14 protein-coding genes and 1 other RNA gene are annotated in these 14,506 nt (G+C 46.5%); 12 read left to right on the top strand and 3 right to left on the bottom strand.

The window, feature by feature from the left end:
* The first annotated feature begins 45 nt into the window (after window positions 1–45).
* The 7 genes from QUD86_RS08380 (at window position 46) to rnpB (ending at window position 7,575) form a co-directional block, all read left to right on the top strand.
* A complete protein-coding gene (locus QUD86_RS08380) occupies window positions 46–699 on the top strand; it encodes a DUF502 domain-containing protein (RefSeq protein ID WP_286296617.1) in 654 nt (217 codons plus the stop codon).
* Between the two features lie 16 nt (window positions 700–715).
* Window positions 716–2,515 (top strand): aspartate--tRNA ligase, encoded by a 1,800-nt coding sequence (gene aspS, locus QUD86_RS08375; RefSeq protein ID WP_286296616.1) that lies wholly within the window; start codon window positions 716–718, stop codon window positions 2,513–2,515.
* 20 nt (window positions 2,516–2,535) lie between these two features.
* Window positions 2,536–2,982, top strand: a complete 447-nt coding sequence (gene nudB, locus QUD86_RS08370) for a dihydroneopterin triphosphate diphosphatase (RefSeq protein WP_286296615.1) — start codon at window positions 2,536–2,538, stop codon at window positions 2,980–2,982.
* Window positions 2,983–2,991: 9 nt separating this feature from the next.
* The gene (locus QUD86_RS08365) at window positions 2,992–4,815 is read left to right on the top strand and encodes an ABCB family ABC transporter ATP-binding protein/permease (protein ID WP_286296614.1); all 1,824 of its coding nucleotides are present in this window, start codon (window positions 2,992–2,994) and stop codon (window positions 4,813–4,815) included.
* A 9-nt stretch (window positions 4,816–4,824) separates the two neighbouring features.
* Complete coding sequence (locus QUD86_RS08360; RefSeq protein WP_286296613.1) at window positions 4,825–6,156, top strand: glycerate kinase type-2 family protein; 1,332 nt, start codon at window positions 4,825–4,827, stop codon at window positions 6,154–6,156.
* Window positions 6,157–6,160: 4 nt separating this feature from the next.
* Window positions 6,161–7,222, top strand: coding sequence for a dihydroorotase (pyrC, locus tag QUD86_RS08355; protein WP_286296612.1), 1,062 nt, complete (start codon window positions 6,161–6,163; stop codon window positions 7,220–7,222).
* Window positions 7,223–7,268: 46 nt separating this feature from the next.
* An RNA gene (gene rnpB / locus QUD86_RS08350) (RNase P RNA component class A) lies at window positions 7,269–7,575 on the top strand.
* On the opposite strand, the gene QUD86_RS08345 is transcribed toward rnpB, so the two are convergent.
* On the bottom strand, window positions 7,576–7,998 hold the full coding sequence (locus QUD86_RS08345; protein WP_286296610.1) for an OsmC family protein: 423 nt from the start codon (window positions 7,996–7,998) through the stop codon (window positions 7,576–7,578). It lies immediately after the preceding RNA gene.
* A gap of 401 nt (window positions 7,999–8,399) precedes the next feature.
* Between QUD86_RS08345 and rplM the strand changes: the two genes are divergently transcribed.
* The 4 genes from rplM (at window position 8,400) to erpA (ending at window position 10,900) form a co-directional block, all read left to right on the top strand.
* Entirely contained in the window at window positions 8,400–8,828 is a 429-nt protein-coding gene (rplM, locus tag QUD86_RS08340; RefSeq protein ID WP_015422034.1) for a 50S ribosomal protein L13, read from the top strand.
* Window positions 8,829–8,837: 9 nt separating this feature from the next.
* Window positions 8,838–9,239 (top strand): 30S ribosomal protein S9, encoded by a 402-nt coding sequence (rpsI, locus tag QUD86_RS08335; RefSeq protein ID WP_286296602.1) that lies wholly within the window; start codon window positions 8,838–8,840, stop codon window positions 9,237–9,239.
* A gap of 135 nt (window positions 9,240–9,374) precedes the next feature.
* Complete coding sequence (gene argC, locus QUD86_RS08330) at window positions 9,375–10,433, top strand: N-acetyl-gamma-glutamyl-phosphate reductase (protein ID WP_286296601.1); 1,059 nt, start codon at window positions 9,375–9,377, stop codon at window positions 10,431–10,433.
* 80 nt (window positions 10,434–10,513) lie between these two features.
* Window positions 10,514–10,900 carry an iron-sulfur cluster insertion protein ErpA gene (erpA, locus tag QUD86_RS08325; RefSeq protein WP_198508752.1) on the top strand — a complete coding sequence of 129 codons (387 nt, stop codon included), beginning with the start codon at window positions 10,514–10,516 and terminating at the stop codon, window positions 10,898–10,900.
* Between the two features lie 31 nt (window positions 10,901–10,931).
* Here the strand turns inward: erpA and QUD86_RS08320 are convergent, their stop codons facing one another.
* Window positions 10,932–12,062, bottom strand: a complete 1,131-nt coding sequence (locus QUD86_RS08320) for an anhydro-N-acetylmuramic acid kinase (RefSeq protein ID WP_286296600.1) — start codon at window positions 12,060–12,062, stop codon at window positions 10,932–10,934.
* Between the two features lie 89 nt (window positions 12,063–12,151).
* On the opposite strand from QUD86_RS08320, the gene tyrS reads away from it, so the two are divergent.
* Window positions 12,152–13,384, top strand: a complete 1,233-nt coding sequence (gene tyrS / locus QUD86_RS08315; RefSeq protein ID WP_286296598.1) for a tyrosine--tRNA ligase — start codon at window positions 12,152–12,154, stop codon at window positions 13,382–13,384.
* 32 nt (window positions 13,385–13,416) lie between these two features.
* Here the strand turns inward: tyrS and ruvB are convergent, their stop codons facing one another.
* A complete protein-coding gene (ruvB, locus tag QUD86_RS08310) occupies window positions 13,417–14,490 on the bottom strand; it encodes a Holliday junction branch migration DNA helicase RuvB (protein ID WP_286296597.1) in 1,074 nt (357 codons plus the stop codon).
* Window positions 14,491–14,506 lie beyond the last annotated feature (16 nt).

The following is a 14,506-nucleotide window of genomic DNA, read 5'->3' as shown; positions in this document are numbered from 1 at the left end:
ATAAGAGGTTGAGCGTAGCGCAAGCAGTAATTACCTTAAAAGCATATGAAAAAATACTTTATCGCAGGCATCCTAGTGTGGGCACCTATGGCTGTCACCATCTGGGTGATTACCTGGGGCCTAGGTTTGCTTGACGGCGTATTCGGGTCTGTAATGCATGCCATTATTGCCGTATTTCCGATTCAGTTCTCCCCAGGCTTGCAACATTTCCGAGAGTTACCAGCAGTTGGCATCTTGATCGTAATTGCCGTCATTATGTTTACCGGTTTGTTGGCAATTAGTTTTGCAGGGCAGTGGTGGATGAAGGTATGGAATCGCATCATGAATCGCATTCCAATCGTGCGCTCAATTTACTCTAGTGTTCAACAGGTTTCCTCAACACTATTTTCTGGAAGCGGCCAAGCTTTTAGCAAGGCATTATTGATTCGGTATCCTCACGCTGAGTCTTGGGCTATTGCCTTCCAGACGGGTAACCCTGCGACGGAAGTAGCTGCTAAGTTAGGGGGCGATTATGTCAATGTATTTTTGCCCACCACCCCAAATCCTACATCTGGATTTTTTATGATCGTGCCTCGTGCTCACACCATAGAGTTAGATATGAGTGTTGAAGAGGCGCTTAAGCATATTGTTTCTATGGGATCAGTTCCACCCTCCAGCCCCACTCATTTGACTGCTATTAAGTCAGATCCTCATTTTTGATTTATAGGAAATTGTTATGTCGATGCGAAGCCACACCTGCGGCCAGGTAACTGAAGCTCTTATTGGTACAGAAGTCACCCTCTCTGGATGGGTTAATCGTCGCCGTGATCATGGCGGCGTGATCTTTATTGATTTAAGAGATCACCAAGGTTTTGTTCAGGTTGTCTGCGATCCAGATCGCCCAGAGATGTTTGGATTAGCAGAGCAAGTACGTAATGAGTTCTGCATTCAAATTAAAGGCTTAGTGCGTGCCCGCCCTACGGGCACTGAAAACAATGATGTTGTCAGTGGAAAAGTGGAAATCCTTTGTCATGGCTTAGTCATTCTGAATGCCTCGATTACCCCGCCATTCCAACTTGATGACGAGAATTTGTCTGAGACCACACGTCTAACGCATCGAGTCCTAGATCTGCGTCGTCCGCAAATGCAAAAGAATTTACGTTTGCGCTACAACGTAGCCATGGAATGCCGTCGTTACTTAGATGCTGCAGGCTTTATTGATATTGAAACGCCAATGTTGACGAAGAGTACTCCTGAAGGCGCACGTGATTACTTGGTGCCATCTCGTGTGCATGATGGACAATTTTTTGCTTTGCCACAATCCCCCCAGTTATTTAAGCAGCTATTGATGGTGGCAGGTTTTGATCGTTACTACCAAATTACTAAGTGTTTTCGCGATGAAGATTTGCGCGCTGATCGTCAGCCAGAATTTACTCAGATCGACTGTGAAACCGCCTTTTTGGACGAGATTGAGATTCGTGAGTTATTTGAAAATATGATTCGTCACATCTTCAAGACAACGATGAATGTGGAGCTAGCAAATCCATTCCCAACCATGCCCTACTCCGAAGGCATGGCACGTTTTGGATCGGATAAGCCAGATTTGCGTGTGAATTTTGAATTTACTGAATTAACAGATTTAATGAAGGATGTTGATTTCAAAGTATTTTCCGGGGCAGCTAATCAAGAAGGTGGGCGCGTCGTTGGTCTGTGCGTACCAGGAGGCTCAGAAATTAGCCGTAGCGAAATTGACGACTACACCCAATTTGTCAGTATTTATGGCGCTAAAGGTTTGGCTTGGATCAAAGTGAACTCTGTGGCAGAGGGTCGTAATGGTTTGCAATCCCCAATCGTTAAGAATTTACATGATGCTGCTATCGAAGGCATTCTGAAGCGCACTGGCGCTAAAGATGGCGATATTATTTTCTTTGGCGCCGACAAAGAAAAAGTAGTTAACGATGCCATTGGTAACTTGCGCTTGAAAATTGGGCACTCTACTTGGGGTAAAGCTCATGGCCTTTCTACTGCAGGTTGGAAGCCATTATGGGTTGTAGATTTCCCAATGTTTGATTACGACGAGGGCGACGCTCGTTGGGTAGCCTGCCATCATCCGTTCACAAGCCCTAAAGATGAGCATATGCATTATCTTGAATCTGATCCAGGCAAGTGCCTAGCAAAAGCGTACGACATGGTTCTAAACGGTAGTGAAATCGGTGGCGGCTCAGTACGTATTCACCAAGAGGCAGTGCAAAGTAAAGTATTCCGCGCATTGAAGATTGGTCCTGAGGAAGCTCAGGCAAAGTTTGGTTTCTTGTTAGATGCATTGCAGTACGGCGCTCCTCCCCATGGAGGCGTTGCCTTTGGATTGGATCGTATTGTGACCATGATGACCGGTGCTGATTCGATCCGTGACGTTATTGCTTTTCCTAAAACACAGCGCGCACAGTGCCTGCTAACTCAGGCTCCTAGCCCAGTTGATGAGCGTCAGTTACGCGAATTGCATATTCGCTTGCGTCAAACGACTCCAGCGGCTTAATAAAAGACTTTTACCGTATCTTGAAAATCCCCATTTCGGTTTTAGTAGTAATCTATAAATCGAATGGGGAAGTCCTATTAATTGAGCGAGCTGATAAGGCTAACTTTTGGCAATCGGTTACTGGCAGTATTGATGCGATTGATGAAGATCTTTCTGTAGCCGCTGCGCGAGAGGTGCACGAGGAAACAGGAATTAATGTTGCCCTCCTATCTTTAGGCGCATTGCAAAGTATGCATCATCAGATTGATTATGAGATTTATCCCCAGTGGCGTCATCGATATGCCCCTGGAGTGATCAAAAATACCGAGCATTGGTTTTCACTACTGGTACCTGATGACACTCCCATTACACTCGCTCCAAGAGAGCATGTAGCTTATCAGTGGGTACATTTTCAAGAGGCTGCTAGCTTGTGTTTTTCACCCAGCAATGGCCAAGCTATTTCGCAGTTATTTTCAGTATTAGATTAAGGTAGACACATGAGACCCGCATCAGGCCACCATCACTCCGCACAAACTCCTACGGCTGCTCAGGGAAATGATTGGAAAGTCATTCGCGATTTACTTCCTTATTTGCTGGAATATAAATTCAGAGTTGCGATTGCTTTAACTTGTCTTGTTGCCGCCAAGGTAAGTAATCTTGGAATTCCAATTCTGATGAAGCAATTAATTGATACTTTAAATATCAAATCAGATTCTGCACAGGTCCTACTAGTCGTTCCTACAGTCTTGATTTTGGCATATGGCCTTTTAAGAATATCAACTTCTTTATTTACAGAATTACGCGAGTCCTTGTTCGCACGCGTAACTCAAAATGCCGTTCGTAAGGTTGCTCTTAGAGTATTTGAGCATCTACATGCCTTGGCTCTCAGCTTTCATTTAGCACGACAAACTGGCGGTGTGAGCCGTGATATTGAACGCGGTACTCGCGGGATACAGTCACTGATCTCTTACTCGCTTTACAGTATCTTGCCTACTTTGATCGAGTTCTGCTTGGTCTTAGGCTATCTAGCCTATGCATACGATATTTGGTTTGCAGTGATTACCTTGGTCGCACTAGTGCTCTACATCGCCTTCACCGTAGTGGTCACTGAATGGCGTTCCCATTTTCGGCGCACAATGAATGAGATGGATTCAAAAGCCAATCAAAAGGCGATTGATTCTTTACTCAATTTTGAGACTGTCAAATACTTTGGTAATGAAGCGTTTGAAGCTGGGCGCTATGATCAGAACCTTCAGCGTTATCAAGTTGCTGCAGTGAAGTCTCAAAAATCGTTGGCAGTCCTCAATTTAGGTCAGCAAATGATCATTGCCGTTGGCTTAGTCTTAGTGCTATGGCGATCGACGCTGGGAGTGATTGATCAAACGATGACTTTGGGTGATCTGGTGTTGGTCAACACCCTAATGATTCAACTCTATATTCCTTTAAATTTCTTGGGAGTGATCTATCGTGAGATCAAACAAGCGCTAACCGATATGGATAGAATGTTTTCGCTGCTTGATACGGACAAGGAAGTTGCCGATATTCCGAACGCCAAACCTTTGCAAATAGCGAATCATGGGCTAGGCCCTGATGTGCGCTTTGAAAATGTCTCGTTTCACTATGATCAGAAGCGAGAAATTTTGCGTGATGTGAGTTTTAATATCCCAGCCGGAACAATTACTGCTGTAGTGGGTCGCAGCGGGGCGGGTAAGAGCACTTTAGCCCGCTTATTGTTTCGCTTTTATGATGTTCAGTCTGGTCAGGTCTTAATAGATGGACAAAATATTATTCAGGTGACTCAGACTAGTTTGCGTAAAGCAATTGGTATCGTGCCACAAGATACGGTGTTATTTAATGACACCATTGGATACAACATTGCTTACGGCAATCCGAATGCCTCGATCGAGGAAATCCATGAGGCTGCAAGAGCAGCGCAGATTGATAGCTTTATTAAGCGTCTACCAGATGGATATGACACTCAAGTGGGCGAGCGGGGCCTCAAGCTCTCCGGTGGTGAGAAGCAGCGGGTAGCTATCGCCCGCACTTTATTGAAAAAACCGGCTATGTTGATTTTTGATGAGGCGACTTCTGCTTTGGATTCAAAGACAGAGAGAGCTTTCCAGGAAGAGTTATTGGGCTTAGCTAAAAATCGCACTACTTTGATTATTGCGCATCGACTTTCTACCATTATTCATGCTGATCAAATCCTTGTTATGGAACGCGGTCAGATTGTTGAGCGCGGTACGCATGCAAAATTATTGGCTGCCAATAGCCACTATGCAGAAATGTGGCAGATGCAAGAACGCGCTACCCTTGATTAGAATACGGGTATGACTTCGGCAGAAACGATCCTCAAAAATGCATTTGCAGCGGCTGTAGCGGTTGCTGATCCAAAGTTAATCGTTCCAGAATGCCTTCAACAGATTTTTCTGCCAGGACAAGAACCTAAGGGGAGATGTCTGGTTGTGGGTGCTGGTAAGGCAAGTGCGTCAATGGCTAGCGCCTTGGAATCTTATGCGGCAATACATTGGCCTCAAGTCTTTTTAGAGGGACTGGTGATTACTCGCTATGGGCACTACTCTCCAACTAGTCATATTCAGATTATCGAAGCCGGACATCCCTTACCAGATCAAGCTGGAATGGATGGTGCTAAAGCCATCTTTGATCTTGTTAACGACTTAAAGCAGGGTGATGTCATGATTGCCCTGATTTCCGGCGGAGGTTCTAGTCTACTCACGCTTCCACAAGCCGGCATCACCATGGATGATATGCGCCAGACCACAGAAGCTTTATTGCGTTCTGGTGCGCCCATTGAGGAAATGAATATTGTTCGCAAGCATCTGTCAGCTATTTTGGGTGGTAATTTAGCAAGGCTGGCTATTGCTAAGGGCGTTCGTGTGGAGGCTTTATTGATTTCTGATGTAACGGGTAACTTACCTGCTGATATTGGTAGCGGTCCATGTGCTGCTGATTACTCAACCTATCAAGATGCCGTAGACCTGCTTCATCAATATCATTTGGGTGAGGGGGTTATTCCTGCATCAGTCTTAGATCACTTGTGGCGTGGATGTTTAGGCGAGATTGCGGAGACTTTAAAAGAGCAAGATTTGCAATCCGCCCAAGTGAATAATCATGTGATTGCTACTGCTTACAAAAGTTTAGAGGCAGCAGCAGATTATGTAGACCGGCTTGGCTATGAGGTAGTAATTTTGGGGGATACGATCACCGGCGAAGCCCAGCATGTCGGTATAGAGCAAGCGGATCTAGTGAAAAAAGCAATTGCTGATGGACGGCTCAAGAAAAAACCGCTTGCTTTTATTTCTGGGGGTGAGTGCACTGTGACATTGCCAACTGGAATACAAGGGCGTGGCGGACGCTGCAGTGAATTTTTACTTTCATTTTTTAACGCCACTCATGACATTCGAAATGTCTCTGCCTTAGCGGCAGACACTGATGGTATTGATGGCAGCGAGAAGAATGCTGGTGCTTGGTTTAGCCCTGAGCTTCGGGCGGTCGCCCAAGCGCAAAGTTTAGTTGCGGGGCAATATTTGGTGCAACATAATTCTTATGGTTTTTTTGCACAATTAGATGCTTTGGTGGAAACTGGCCCTACACTGACGAATGTGAATGATTTCCGCATCATCTTGGTTAATACTGAATAAATATATGCCTATAAACTCAATTCAATCGATTCAAATAACTCAGCCAGATGACTGGCACTTGCACATCCGTGATGGCGAAGTGATGAGGGATGTTTTGGCTGATACTGCTCGTGAGTTCGCGCGCGCCATCATCATGCCAAATTTGAGGCCGCCAGTAACTACAGTTGATTTAGCGGTGGAATATCGTGCTCGCATTGAGGCCAATCTGCACTTGTTAGGCGTCAACAGTTTTACGCCATTAATGACCTTGTATTTGACCGACAATACTGCTGCAGAGGAGGTGCGTAAAGCTAAGGCTGCTGGCATTATTGGATTTAAGCTATACCCATCGGGTGCAACGACCAACAGTGATGCCGGGGTAAGCGATATTAAGCACTGCTATGGTGTTCTGGAAGCCATGCAAATGGTGGGTATGCCATTACTGTTGCACGGGGAAGTGACGGGTGCGCACATCGACATCTTTGATCGTGAGGCCGTATTTATTGACCAGGTGCTTGAGCCGCTACGTAAGGATTTTCCTGAGCTCAAGATCGTCTTTGAGCACATCACCACAAGGCAGGCGGTGCACTATGTTCGCGATACGCAAACCAACGGGAAAAACATTATCGCTGCAACAATCACTCCTCAACATTTATTGATGAATCGCAATGCCATTTTCTCCGGCGGTATTCGTCCGCATCACTATTGCCTTCCTGTTCTCAAGCGTGAAGAGCATCGTGTTGCTTTGCTTGAGGCCGCCACAAGCGGTAACACTCGATTTTTCTTGGGTACTGATAGTGCGCCGCATGCCAAAGGTGCAAAAGAGGCGGCTTGCGGTTGTGCGGGTTGCTACAGCGCCTTTAATGCCCTAGGTCTCTATGCAGAGGCCTTTGAAAGCGTAGATCGACTTGATAAATTAGAAGGTTTTGCTAGCTTTTTTGGACCTGATTTTTACTCCCTGCCTCGCAATACCAAAAAAATAACACTAGTAAAGCAAGCGCAATCTATTCCGGCTGAGTTGCCCTTGGGTAATGAAACAATCGTCCCATTACGTGCTGGCGAAACGATTGCATGGTCTTTGGGCTAATTTAATTTCAAGCGTTTTTTCTGTGACTGCGTTAGACTGCATGCGCAGAGTCAATTGGGCAATCGCCGCCTCTTTATTGAGGGGGAGGAAAGTCCGGACTCCATAGGGTAGGGTGATGGCTAACGGCCATCCACGGTGACGTGAGGAATAGGGCCACAGAGACGAGCGTATTTAGTTACGGTGAAACGCGGTAACCTCCACCTGGAGCAATCCCAAGTAAGCAGGCGATGAGGCGACCCGCTGAGTCTGCGGGTAGGGAGCTTGAGCCGTCAGGTAACTGCCGGCCTAGAGGAATGATTGCCCCCAGATGCAAATCTGGGCGACAGAATCCGGCTTATCGATTGACTCTGCACTTATTCCGCAATGACCTCAACGCTGTAGGTCAGCTCAGCAGTTTTGGCTAGCATTGCAGTCGCCGAGCAATATTTCTCATGAGACAGTTTCACCGCCCGATCCACCTTAGCGGCATCGAGATCTTTGCCGGTAACCTGAAAGTGCAGATTGATTTTGGTAAAGACCTTAGGGTCCTCACTGGCACGCTCCGCCTGAAGACTGACATTGCAAGCTGTAATGGCCTGTCTAGAGCGCTGAAGGATTAACACCACATCGAACGCTGAGCATCCACCGGCACCAGCTAACAGCAGTTCCATAGGCCTTGGGGCCAGGTTTCTGCCACCAGCCTCGGGAGCGCCATCCATATTTACAAGGTGGCCACTACCCGTTTCGGCTGAAAAAGCCATGCCATCCGTACCTAGCCAAGAAACTTTACACTCCATATTAGTGACCCCTTACTTACTAAATTAATCAATATTATCAATAGTTTATCAATTTTATTACATCCTTGTTTTGGTTAAAAAGCAGCATAAAGTTGATTTTAATCAAGTTTCTTGCGTTGCACCATATTTATAGGTACAATGTTCATATTGAAAGTTAGTCTTGTATAAGACTTGGTTTTCTCCCAGTGTCTCCTCCACTTAAACATAAGTGGATTCCAACCCAGGACTCGTTCCTGGGTTTTTTTTGGGTTATAATTTAAGGCTTTACTGAGTTGCCATCTAGTCAATGGCGATTGTTGTACCGATGAAGTTAACGAATCTGCGAGCTTGCAAATATAAGCAGGGCCAAGGTAGAAGTAGCTTAATTGGAGTATTTTTTGACTATAACAATTTAAGAAATCATGAAAACTTTTTCTGCAAAATCCCATGAGGTAGTGCATGAATGGTTCGTGATTGACGCTACGGACAAAGTCCTCGGTCGTGTCGCCAGTGAAGTGGCACTCCGTCTACGCGGCAAGCATAAACCTGAATACACCCCACACGTTGATACCGGCGACTTTATTGTTGTCATCAACTCTTCTAAGCTGCGTGTCACAGGCACAAAAGGCTTGAACAAAATTTATTACCGTCACAGTGGATACCCAGGCGGTATTAGCTCGACTAACTTCGACAAAATGCAAGACCGTTTTCCAGGTCGCGCCTTAGAGAAGGCTGTGAAGGGTATGTTGCCAAAAGGCCCATTAGGCTATGCCATGATCAAGAAATTGAAAGTCTATGGCGACGCCAGTCATCCGCATGCGGCTCAACAGCCAAAAGCGTTAGAGATCTAAGGAAACCAAATGGCTATTAATTACGGAAATTGGAATTACGGTACGGGTCGTCGCAAGAGTTCTGTGGCACGCGTATTCATGAAAACTGGCAAAGGTGACATTATCGTTAACGGTAAGCCCATCGACGCTTACTTTGCTCGTGAAACATCTCGCATGATTGCTCGTCAGCCTTTGGCTCTCACGGCACACCTAACAACCTTTGATATTAAAGTGAACGTTAGTGGTGGTGGTGAAACTGGTCAAGCTGGTGCAGTGCGTCACGGTGTGACTCGTGCATTAATCGACTACGACAATACCTTGAAGCCAGCCCTGTCTAAAGCAGGTTTGGTTACTCGCGATGCTCGTGAAGTTGAGCGTAAAAAAGTTGGTCTGCACGGCGCGCGTCGTCGTAAGCAGTTCAGTAAGCGCTAATTTCTTTCAGTCGCTAAAGTTTGATGAAAGGGTCGCGCAAGCGGCCCTTTTTGTTTCTACAATGGTGAGATTGGGTAGTATTCATTCTGTGGCGTGATTACAGTATTGCGTTCGCTTTGCATTTCGGAGAAAAGCATGATTAAGGTTGGCATTGTAGGTGGCACGGGATATACCGGCGTCGAGCTCTTGCGTCTTTTGGCGCAGCATCCTGAGGTGCAGATTACGGCGATTACCTCACGCACAGAAGCTGGCTTACCAGTAGCAGATCTATTTCCATCTTTACGGGGCCGTATTGATCTGAAATTTTCTACCCCCGATGATGCAAAGCTAACGGAATGTGATGCAGTGTTTTTTGCTACCCCCCACGGAGTTGCGATGGCGCAAGCAAAAGAACTCTTAGCTGCGGGGGTTAAGGTTTTGGATCTTGCTGCGGATTTTCGTTTGCAGGATGTGAAAGAATTTGCTCAGTGGTATGGCATGGAGCATAGTTGCCCAGAGATTTTGGCCGAAGCAGTTTATGGCTTACCGGAAATCAATCGGGAGGCTATTAAAAAAGCCCGAGTGGTAGGTTTGGCTGGTTGCTACCCTACTTCTGTACAACTCGGTTTGGCACCGTTACTGTCCCAAAAGTCCACCGGTGGAAAGCAGTTGATTGATGGCACGCACATTATTTCTGATTCAAAATCTGGGACGTCAGGCGCTGGACGCAAGGCCGAGATCGGAACCCTGCTTTCAGAAGCGAGTGATAACTTTAAAGCTTACAGCGTTAAAGGCCATCGCCATCTCCCTGAAATTGTTCAAGGATTAAAGGCAATTGCAGGCCATGATCAGATTGGCCTGACATTTGTGCCACACCTTACGCCGATGGTGCGCGGCATTCATTCGACCATCTATACCCGCTTAACTGAGGCAGGTATGGGTGTGGATTATCAAGAGTTGTATGAGAATTTCTATAAAGATGAGCCTTTTGTGGATGTTATGCCTGCAGGCAGCCATCCAGAAACACGTTCTGTACGGGGAAGTAACGGATTAAGAGTCGCCATCCACCGTCCTGGAAACGGCGATACCCTGGTTATTTTGGTGGTTGAGGACAATCTGGTCAAAGGGGCCTCGGGTCAGGGCGTTCAGTGCTTAAACTTGATGTTTGGTCTGCCTGAGACGACTGGATTGACTCAAATTGCTGTATCGCCCTAGTTGATGGGATAAAGACCTTTTGGCACGCAGGCCATTAAAGGCCTAAAATAAAATATTGTCATTTGAATTAGGAGTAAACCATGACCCAATTAGCTACTCAAGAAACAAGCACAGCGGTTCAAGATTTTGCTGAACCACCAACACCATTGGTATTTACCGATAGTGCTGCAGCTAAGGTTGCAGATTTGATTGCTGAAGAGGGCAACCCAGAACTCAAACTGCGCGTCTTTGTTCAGGGAGGCGGTTGCTCAGGATTTCAATATGGCTTCACATTTGATGATGCTGTAAACGAAGACGACACCCTCTTTGAAAAGAACGGCGTTACTTTATTGGTTGATTCAATGAGCTTCCAATATTTGGTTGGTGCTGAGATTGACTACAAAGAAGATATCAATGGATCACAGTTTGTGATTAAGAATCCAAATGCAAGTTCTTCTTGCGGTTGTGGCTCTTCTTTCTCCGCTTAAAGAATCAACTAAAGAAAAGTCTTACATTTACTTAAGCTGGGTAGCAAGCGCCTAAAATTCTAGGACCCTTCGCACCCGTTACGGCCGGCAAATTTGCTGGCCGTTTTTCTTTGTGAGCCCATGCCAACCAAGCGAAAGCAAGGGCCTCTACCAGCTGCGGATCAACCCCTAGTGCATCACTGGTCACAATCTTGAGCTCATCTTTAAATAATGCTGCAGCGTAGGTTTTAAAAACCTCCAGCATGATTCCATTACGTGCACCACCCCCGCAAATAATCAGCTTTTGGGTTTGGGGTGCATAGCACTTTAAGGCTTGTAAAGCTGAGTGAACTGTTAAATGCAAAAGGCTAGCTTGAACATCCTCGGCATGAATATTGTCAGCACCGATTTGTTGTTGCAGCCATGTCAAATGAAAGTCATCTCGCCCAGTACTCTTTGGTGGGGCTTTAGTAAAAAATGCATCTGACAGCATCTTGTTCAGTAATGTTGGATGGACTTGACCTTGTGATGCCCATAATCCATTTCGATCAAATGCGTGCCCTTGCTGATCTGAGATCCAGGCATCCATCAACATATTTCCCGGGCCACAATCAAAACCGGTGACCTCTCCATTGATGGGTAGCAGTGTGAGATTAGCAATGCCGCCTAAATTAAGGACGGCAATATTTTGACCTGAGCCAAATTGCTGTTGATGAAAAGCAGGCACTAGCGGTGCCCCATGCCCCCCTGCAGCCAAGTCACGACTTCTAAAGTCAGCGATCACTTCAATCTCCGTTAATTCTGCTAGAAGGGCTGCATTGAGGGTCTGATGGGTATAGGCTAGCTGATGAGGTAAATCTGCTTGATGACGAATAGTTTGACCATGAGCACCAATAGCCTTGATATCGGAGGGGGTCAGCTCAGACTGAGCGAGTAATAGTTGAACGGTTTGGGCATAACTGATTGCCAGGGCATTAGCTGCTTGGTTTTCACGGTGGATCTCGTTTGGGCCCGGGCTTTGAAGGTCGAAGAGGGCTTTGCGTAATTCTGGGGTGAATGGGGCGCTCACTGACCCGATCAGGGTGGTTTCTCCATCGGAACCTAGCTCTGCAAGCACGGCATCAATCCCGTCTAGGCTAGTGCCAGACATGAGTCCAATGAAGAGGGAGCGGAGCTTATTCATACGGTATCAGAGCTTTGTTCTCAGGAATGCGACAATTATGCTTTAGCAATATAAATACTAATTTAACCGACTCGGTGAATCGATAACGCATGACGGGTAAACCAGAACAACAATATCCACTAACTCCTGCAGTTTTTGAAGCCCTTGAAGTCACTAAGCGGGGCTCTGATGAGCTGCTGGTTGAGGCTGACTGGATTAAGAAGCTGGCAAAAAGCCAGGCTACAGGCGTACCTTTGCGGATTAAGTTAGGCTTAGATCCAACGGCACCCGATATTCATCTTGGGCATACGGTTGTTCTCAATAAGCTTCGTCAGCTTCAAGATTTAGGTCATACCGTGATTTTCTTGATTGGGGATTTCACCAGCATGATTGGTGATCCGTCTGGTCGCAATGCCACTAGGCCACCTTTGACTGCAGAAGCAATTGCTGTCAATGCGCAGACTTACTATCGTCAGGCAAGCATGGTTCTTGATCCCGCTAAAACAGAAGTACGCTACAACAGTGAGTGGTGCGACCCCTTGGGCGCGCGCGGCATGATTCAGTTGGCAGCAAAATATACGGTGGCTCAAATGCTAGAGCGGGATGATTTTACAAAGCGCTATCGAAGCGGAGTACCGATCTCAGTACATGAGTTTTTGTATCCACTCATGCAGGGTTATGACTCCGTAGCCTTAAAGAGCGATCTTGAGCTTGGTGGCACTGATCAGAAATTTAACCTCTTAGTAGGCCGCGAGCTTCAACGTGAGTATGGCCAAGAACCCCAATGTATTTTGACAATGCCTTTGTTGGTAGGGTTGGATGGCGTTGAGAAAATGAGTAAGTCTAAAGGCAATTACATCGGCATCAGCGAGCCTGCAAGCGAGATGTTTGGCAAACTCATGAGTATTTCAGATGATCTGATGTGGGATTACTTCACATTACTTTCTTTCCGCCCCTTGGCAGAAATTGATCTCATGAAACAAGAGATAGCTGCCGGTCGTAATCCACGCGATTGCAAAGTATTGCTTGGTCAAGAGATCGTTAGTCGCTTTCATTCACCAGCTGCTGCAGAAAAAGCGCTAGAAGATTTTAATCATCGAGCTAAGGGTGGTATTCCAGATGATGTTCCGGAAGTAAGTCTAGAAGGCGCGCCAATGGGTGTTGCAAATCTGCTTAGAGCCGCTGGATTAGCACCATCTACCTCTGAGGCCAATCGCAATCTTGAGCAAAATGGTGTGAAGATCGATGGTGCGACTGTCAGCGACAAAGCCATGAAGCTGGCGGCAGGAGTTTACTTGCTACAGGTAGGAAAACGCCGCTTTGCTAAGGTAACGCTGAAATAAAGTCTACAGCGATAAGCTGGATATTTAGGCCTCTAGCCTTCTGAGCCAATGGATCCGATGGGTGGCGTCAGTCCAAAATGGGCGTAGGCTTGGCGAGTGGCTACTCGTCCGCGCGAGGTACGCTGCAAATATCCCTGCTGAATTAAGTAGGGCTCTAGAACATCTTCAATAGTGTCGCGCTCTTCACCAATAGCAGCAGCTAAGTTATCAATGCCAACTGGGCCGCCATCGAATTTATGCAAGATAGCCTCGAGTAACTTTCGGTCCATTACATCAAATCCACTAGGATCAACATCTAACATCTTGAGTGCGGCATCGGCTATATCTTTGGTGATAACACCAGTGCCTTTGACCTCTGCATAGTCTCGTACGCGACGCAGCAAGCGATTGGCAATGCGAGGAGTACCACGAGCGCGTTTAGCAATCTCAACAGAACCAGCGGGATCGATCTTGGCTTTCAGTAAATTGGCAGAGCGATTAATAATTTTGGTGAGTTCTTCGGTGGTATAGAACTCAAGCCTAGCGACAATGCCAAAACGATCACGTAACGGGTTGGTTAGCATGCCTGCGCGCGTTGTTGCACCAATTAAGGTGAAGGGTTTCAGATCAATCTTCACGCTACGTGCAGCAGGGCCTTCACCGATCATGATGTCAAGACTGTAGTCCTCTAGGGCTGGGTACAGAATCTCTTCTACTACTGGAGAAAGACGATGAATTTCATCAATAAAAAGGACGTCATTAGTTTCAAGATTAGTGAGTAGGGCTGCAAGATCACCGGGTCTATCTAAGACGGGTCCACTAGTTTGGCGTAAATTCACCCCTAATTCTCGCGCAATGATGTGTGCCAGGGTGGTTTTGCCTAGGCCGGGAGGCCCAAAGAGAAGGACGTGATCTAGCGCTTCTTCCCTTGCTCTGGTAGCAGCAATAAAAATTTCTAATTGGGCTCGCGCCTTAGTTTGACCAACGTATTCATCTAACTGTTTTGGGCGTAAGGCTCTCTCGAAGATAGCCTCTGAATTACCAACAGCCCCACTCACCAGTCGATCTGAAGTAGATTCTGGTAAGTCTTCAGGAATAGCGCTCAAGTCTTCGGTATGTATTGCCATGTCACAAGTGTAGTGC

This window comes from Polynucleobacter sp. TUM22923, from assembly GCF_030295705.1.
Classification (GTDB): Bacteria; Pseudomonadota; Gammaproteobacteria; order Burkholderiales; family Burkholderiaceae; genus Polynucleobacter.
Note: the sequence above shows the minus strand (reverse complement) of the source record. Positions and strands in the feature narration are given on the sequence as shown.

What these genes read in the sequence shown, in the direction of transcription:
- QUD86_RS08380 (WP_286296617.1), top strand. Translation starts at nt 46, where the DNA reads ATGAAAAAATACTTTATCGCAGGCATCCTAGTGTGGGCACCTATGGCT.
- aspS (WP_286296616.1), top strand. Translation starts at nt 716, where the DNA reads ATGTCGATGCGAAGCCACACCTGCGGCCAGGTAACTGAAGCTCTTATT.
- QUD86_RS08365 (WP_286296614.1), top strand. Translation starts at nt 2,992, where the DNA reads ATGAGACCCGCATCAGGCCACCATCACTCCGCACAAACTCCTACGGCT.
- QUD86_RS08360 (WP_286296613.1), top strand. Translation starts at nt 4,825, where the DNA reads ATGACTTCGGCAGAAACGATCCTCAAAAATGCATTTGCAGCGGCTGTA.
- pyrC (WP_286296612.1), top strand. Translation starts at nt 6,161, where the DNA reads ATGCCTATAAACTCAATTCAATCGATTCAAATAACTCAGCCAGATGAC.
- QUD86_RS08345 (WP_286296610.1), bottom strand. Translation starts at nt 7,998, where the DNA reads ATGGAGTGTAAAGTTTCTTGGCTAGGTACGGATGGCATGGCTTTTTCA.
- rplM (WP_015422034.1), top strand. Translation starts at nt 8,400, where the DNA reads ATGAAAACTTTTTCTGCAAAATCCCATGAGGTAGTGCATGAATGGTTC.
- rpsI (WP_286296602.1), top strand. Translation starts at nt 8,838, where the DNA reads ATGGCTATTAATTACGGAAATTGGAATTACGGTACGGGTCGTCGCAAG.
- argC (WP_286296601.1), top strand. Translation starts at nt 9,375, where the DNA reads ATGATTAAGGTTGGCATTGTAGGTGGCACGGGATATACCGGCGTCGAG.
- erpA (WP_198508752.1), top strand. Translation starts at nt 10,514, where the DNA reads ATGACCCAATTAGCTACTCAAGAAACAAGCACAGCGGTTCAAGATTTT.
- QUD86_RS08320 (WP_286296600.1), bottom strand. Translation starts at nt 12,062, where the DNA reads ATGAATAAGCTCCGCTCCCTCTTCATTGGACTCATGTCTGGCACTAGC.
- tyrS (WP_286296598.1), top strand. Translation starts at nt 12,152, where the DNA reads ATGACGGGTAAACCAGAACAACAATATCCACTAACTCCTGCAGTTTTT.
- ruvB (WP_286296597.1), bottom strand. Translation starts at nt 14,490, where the DNA reads ATGGCAATACATACCGAAGACTTGAGCGCTATTCCTGAAGACTTACCA.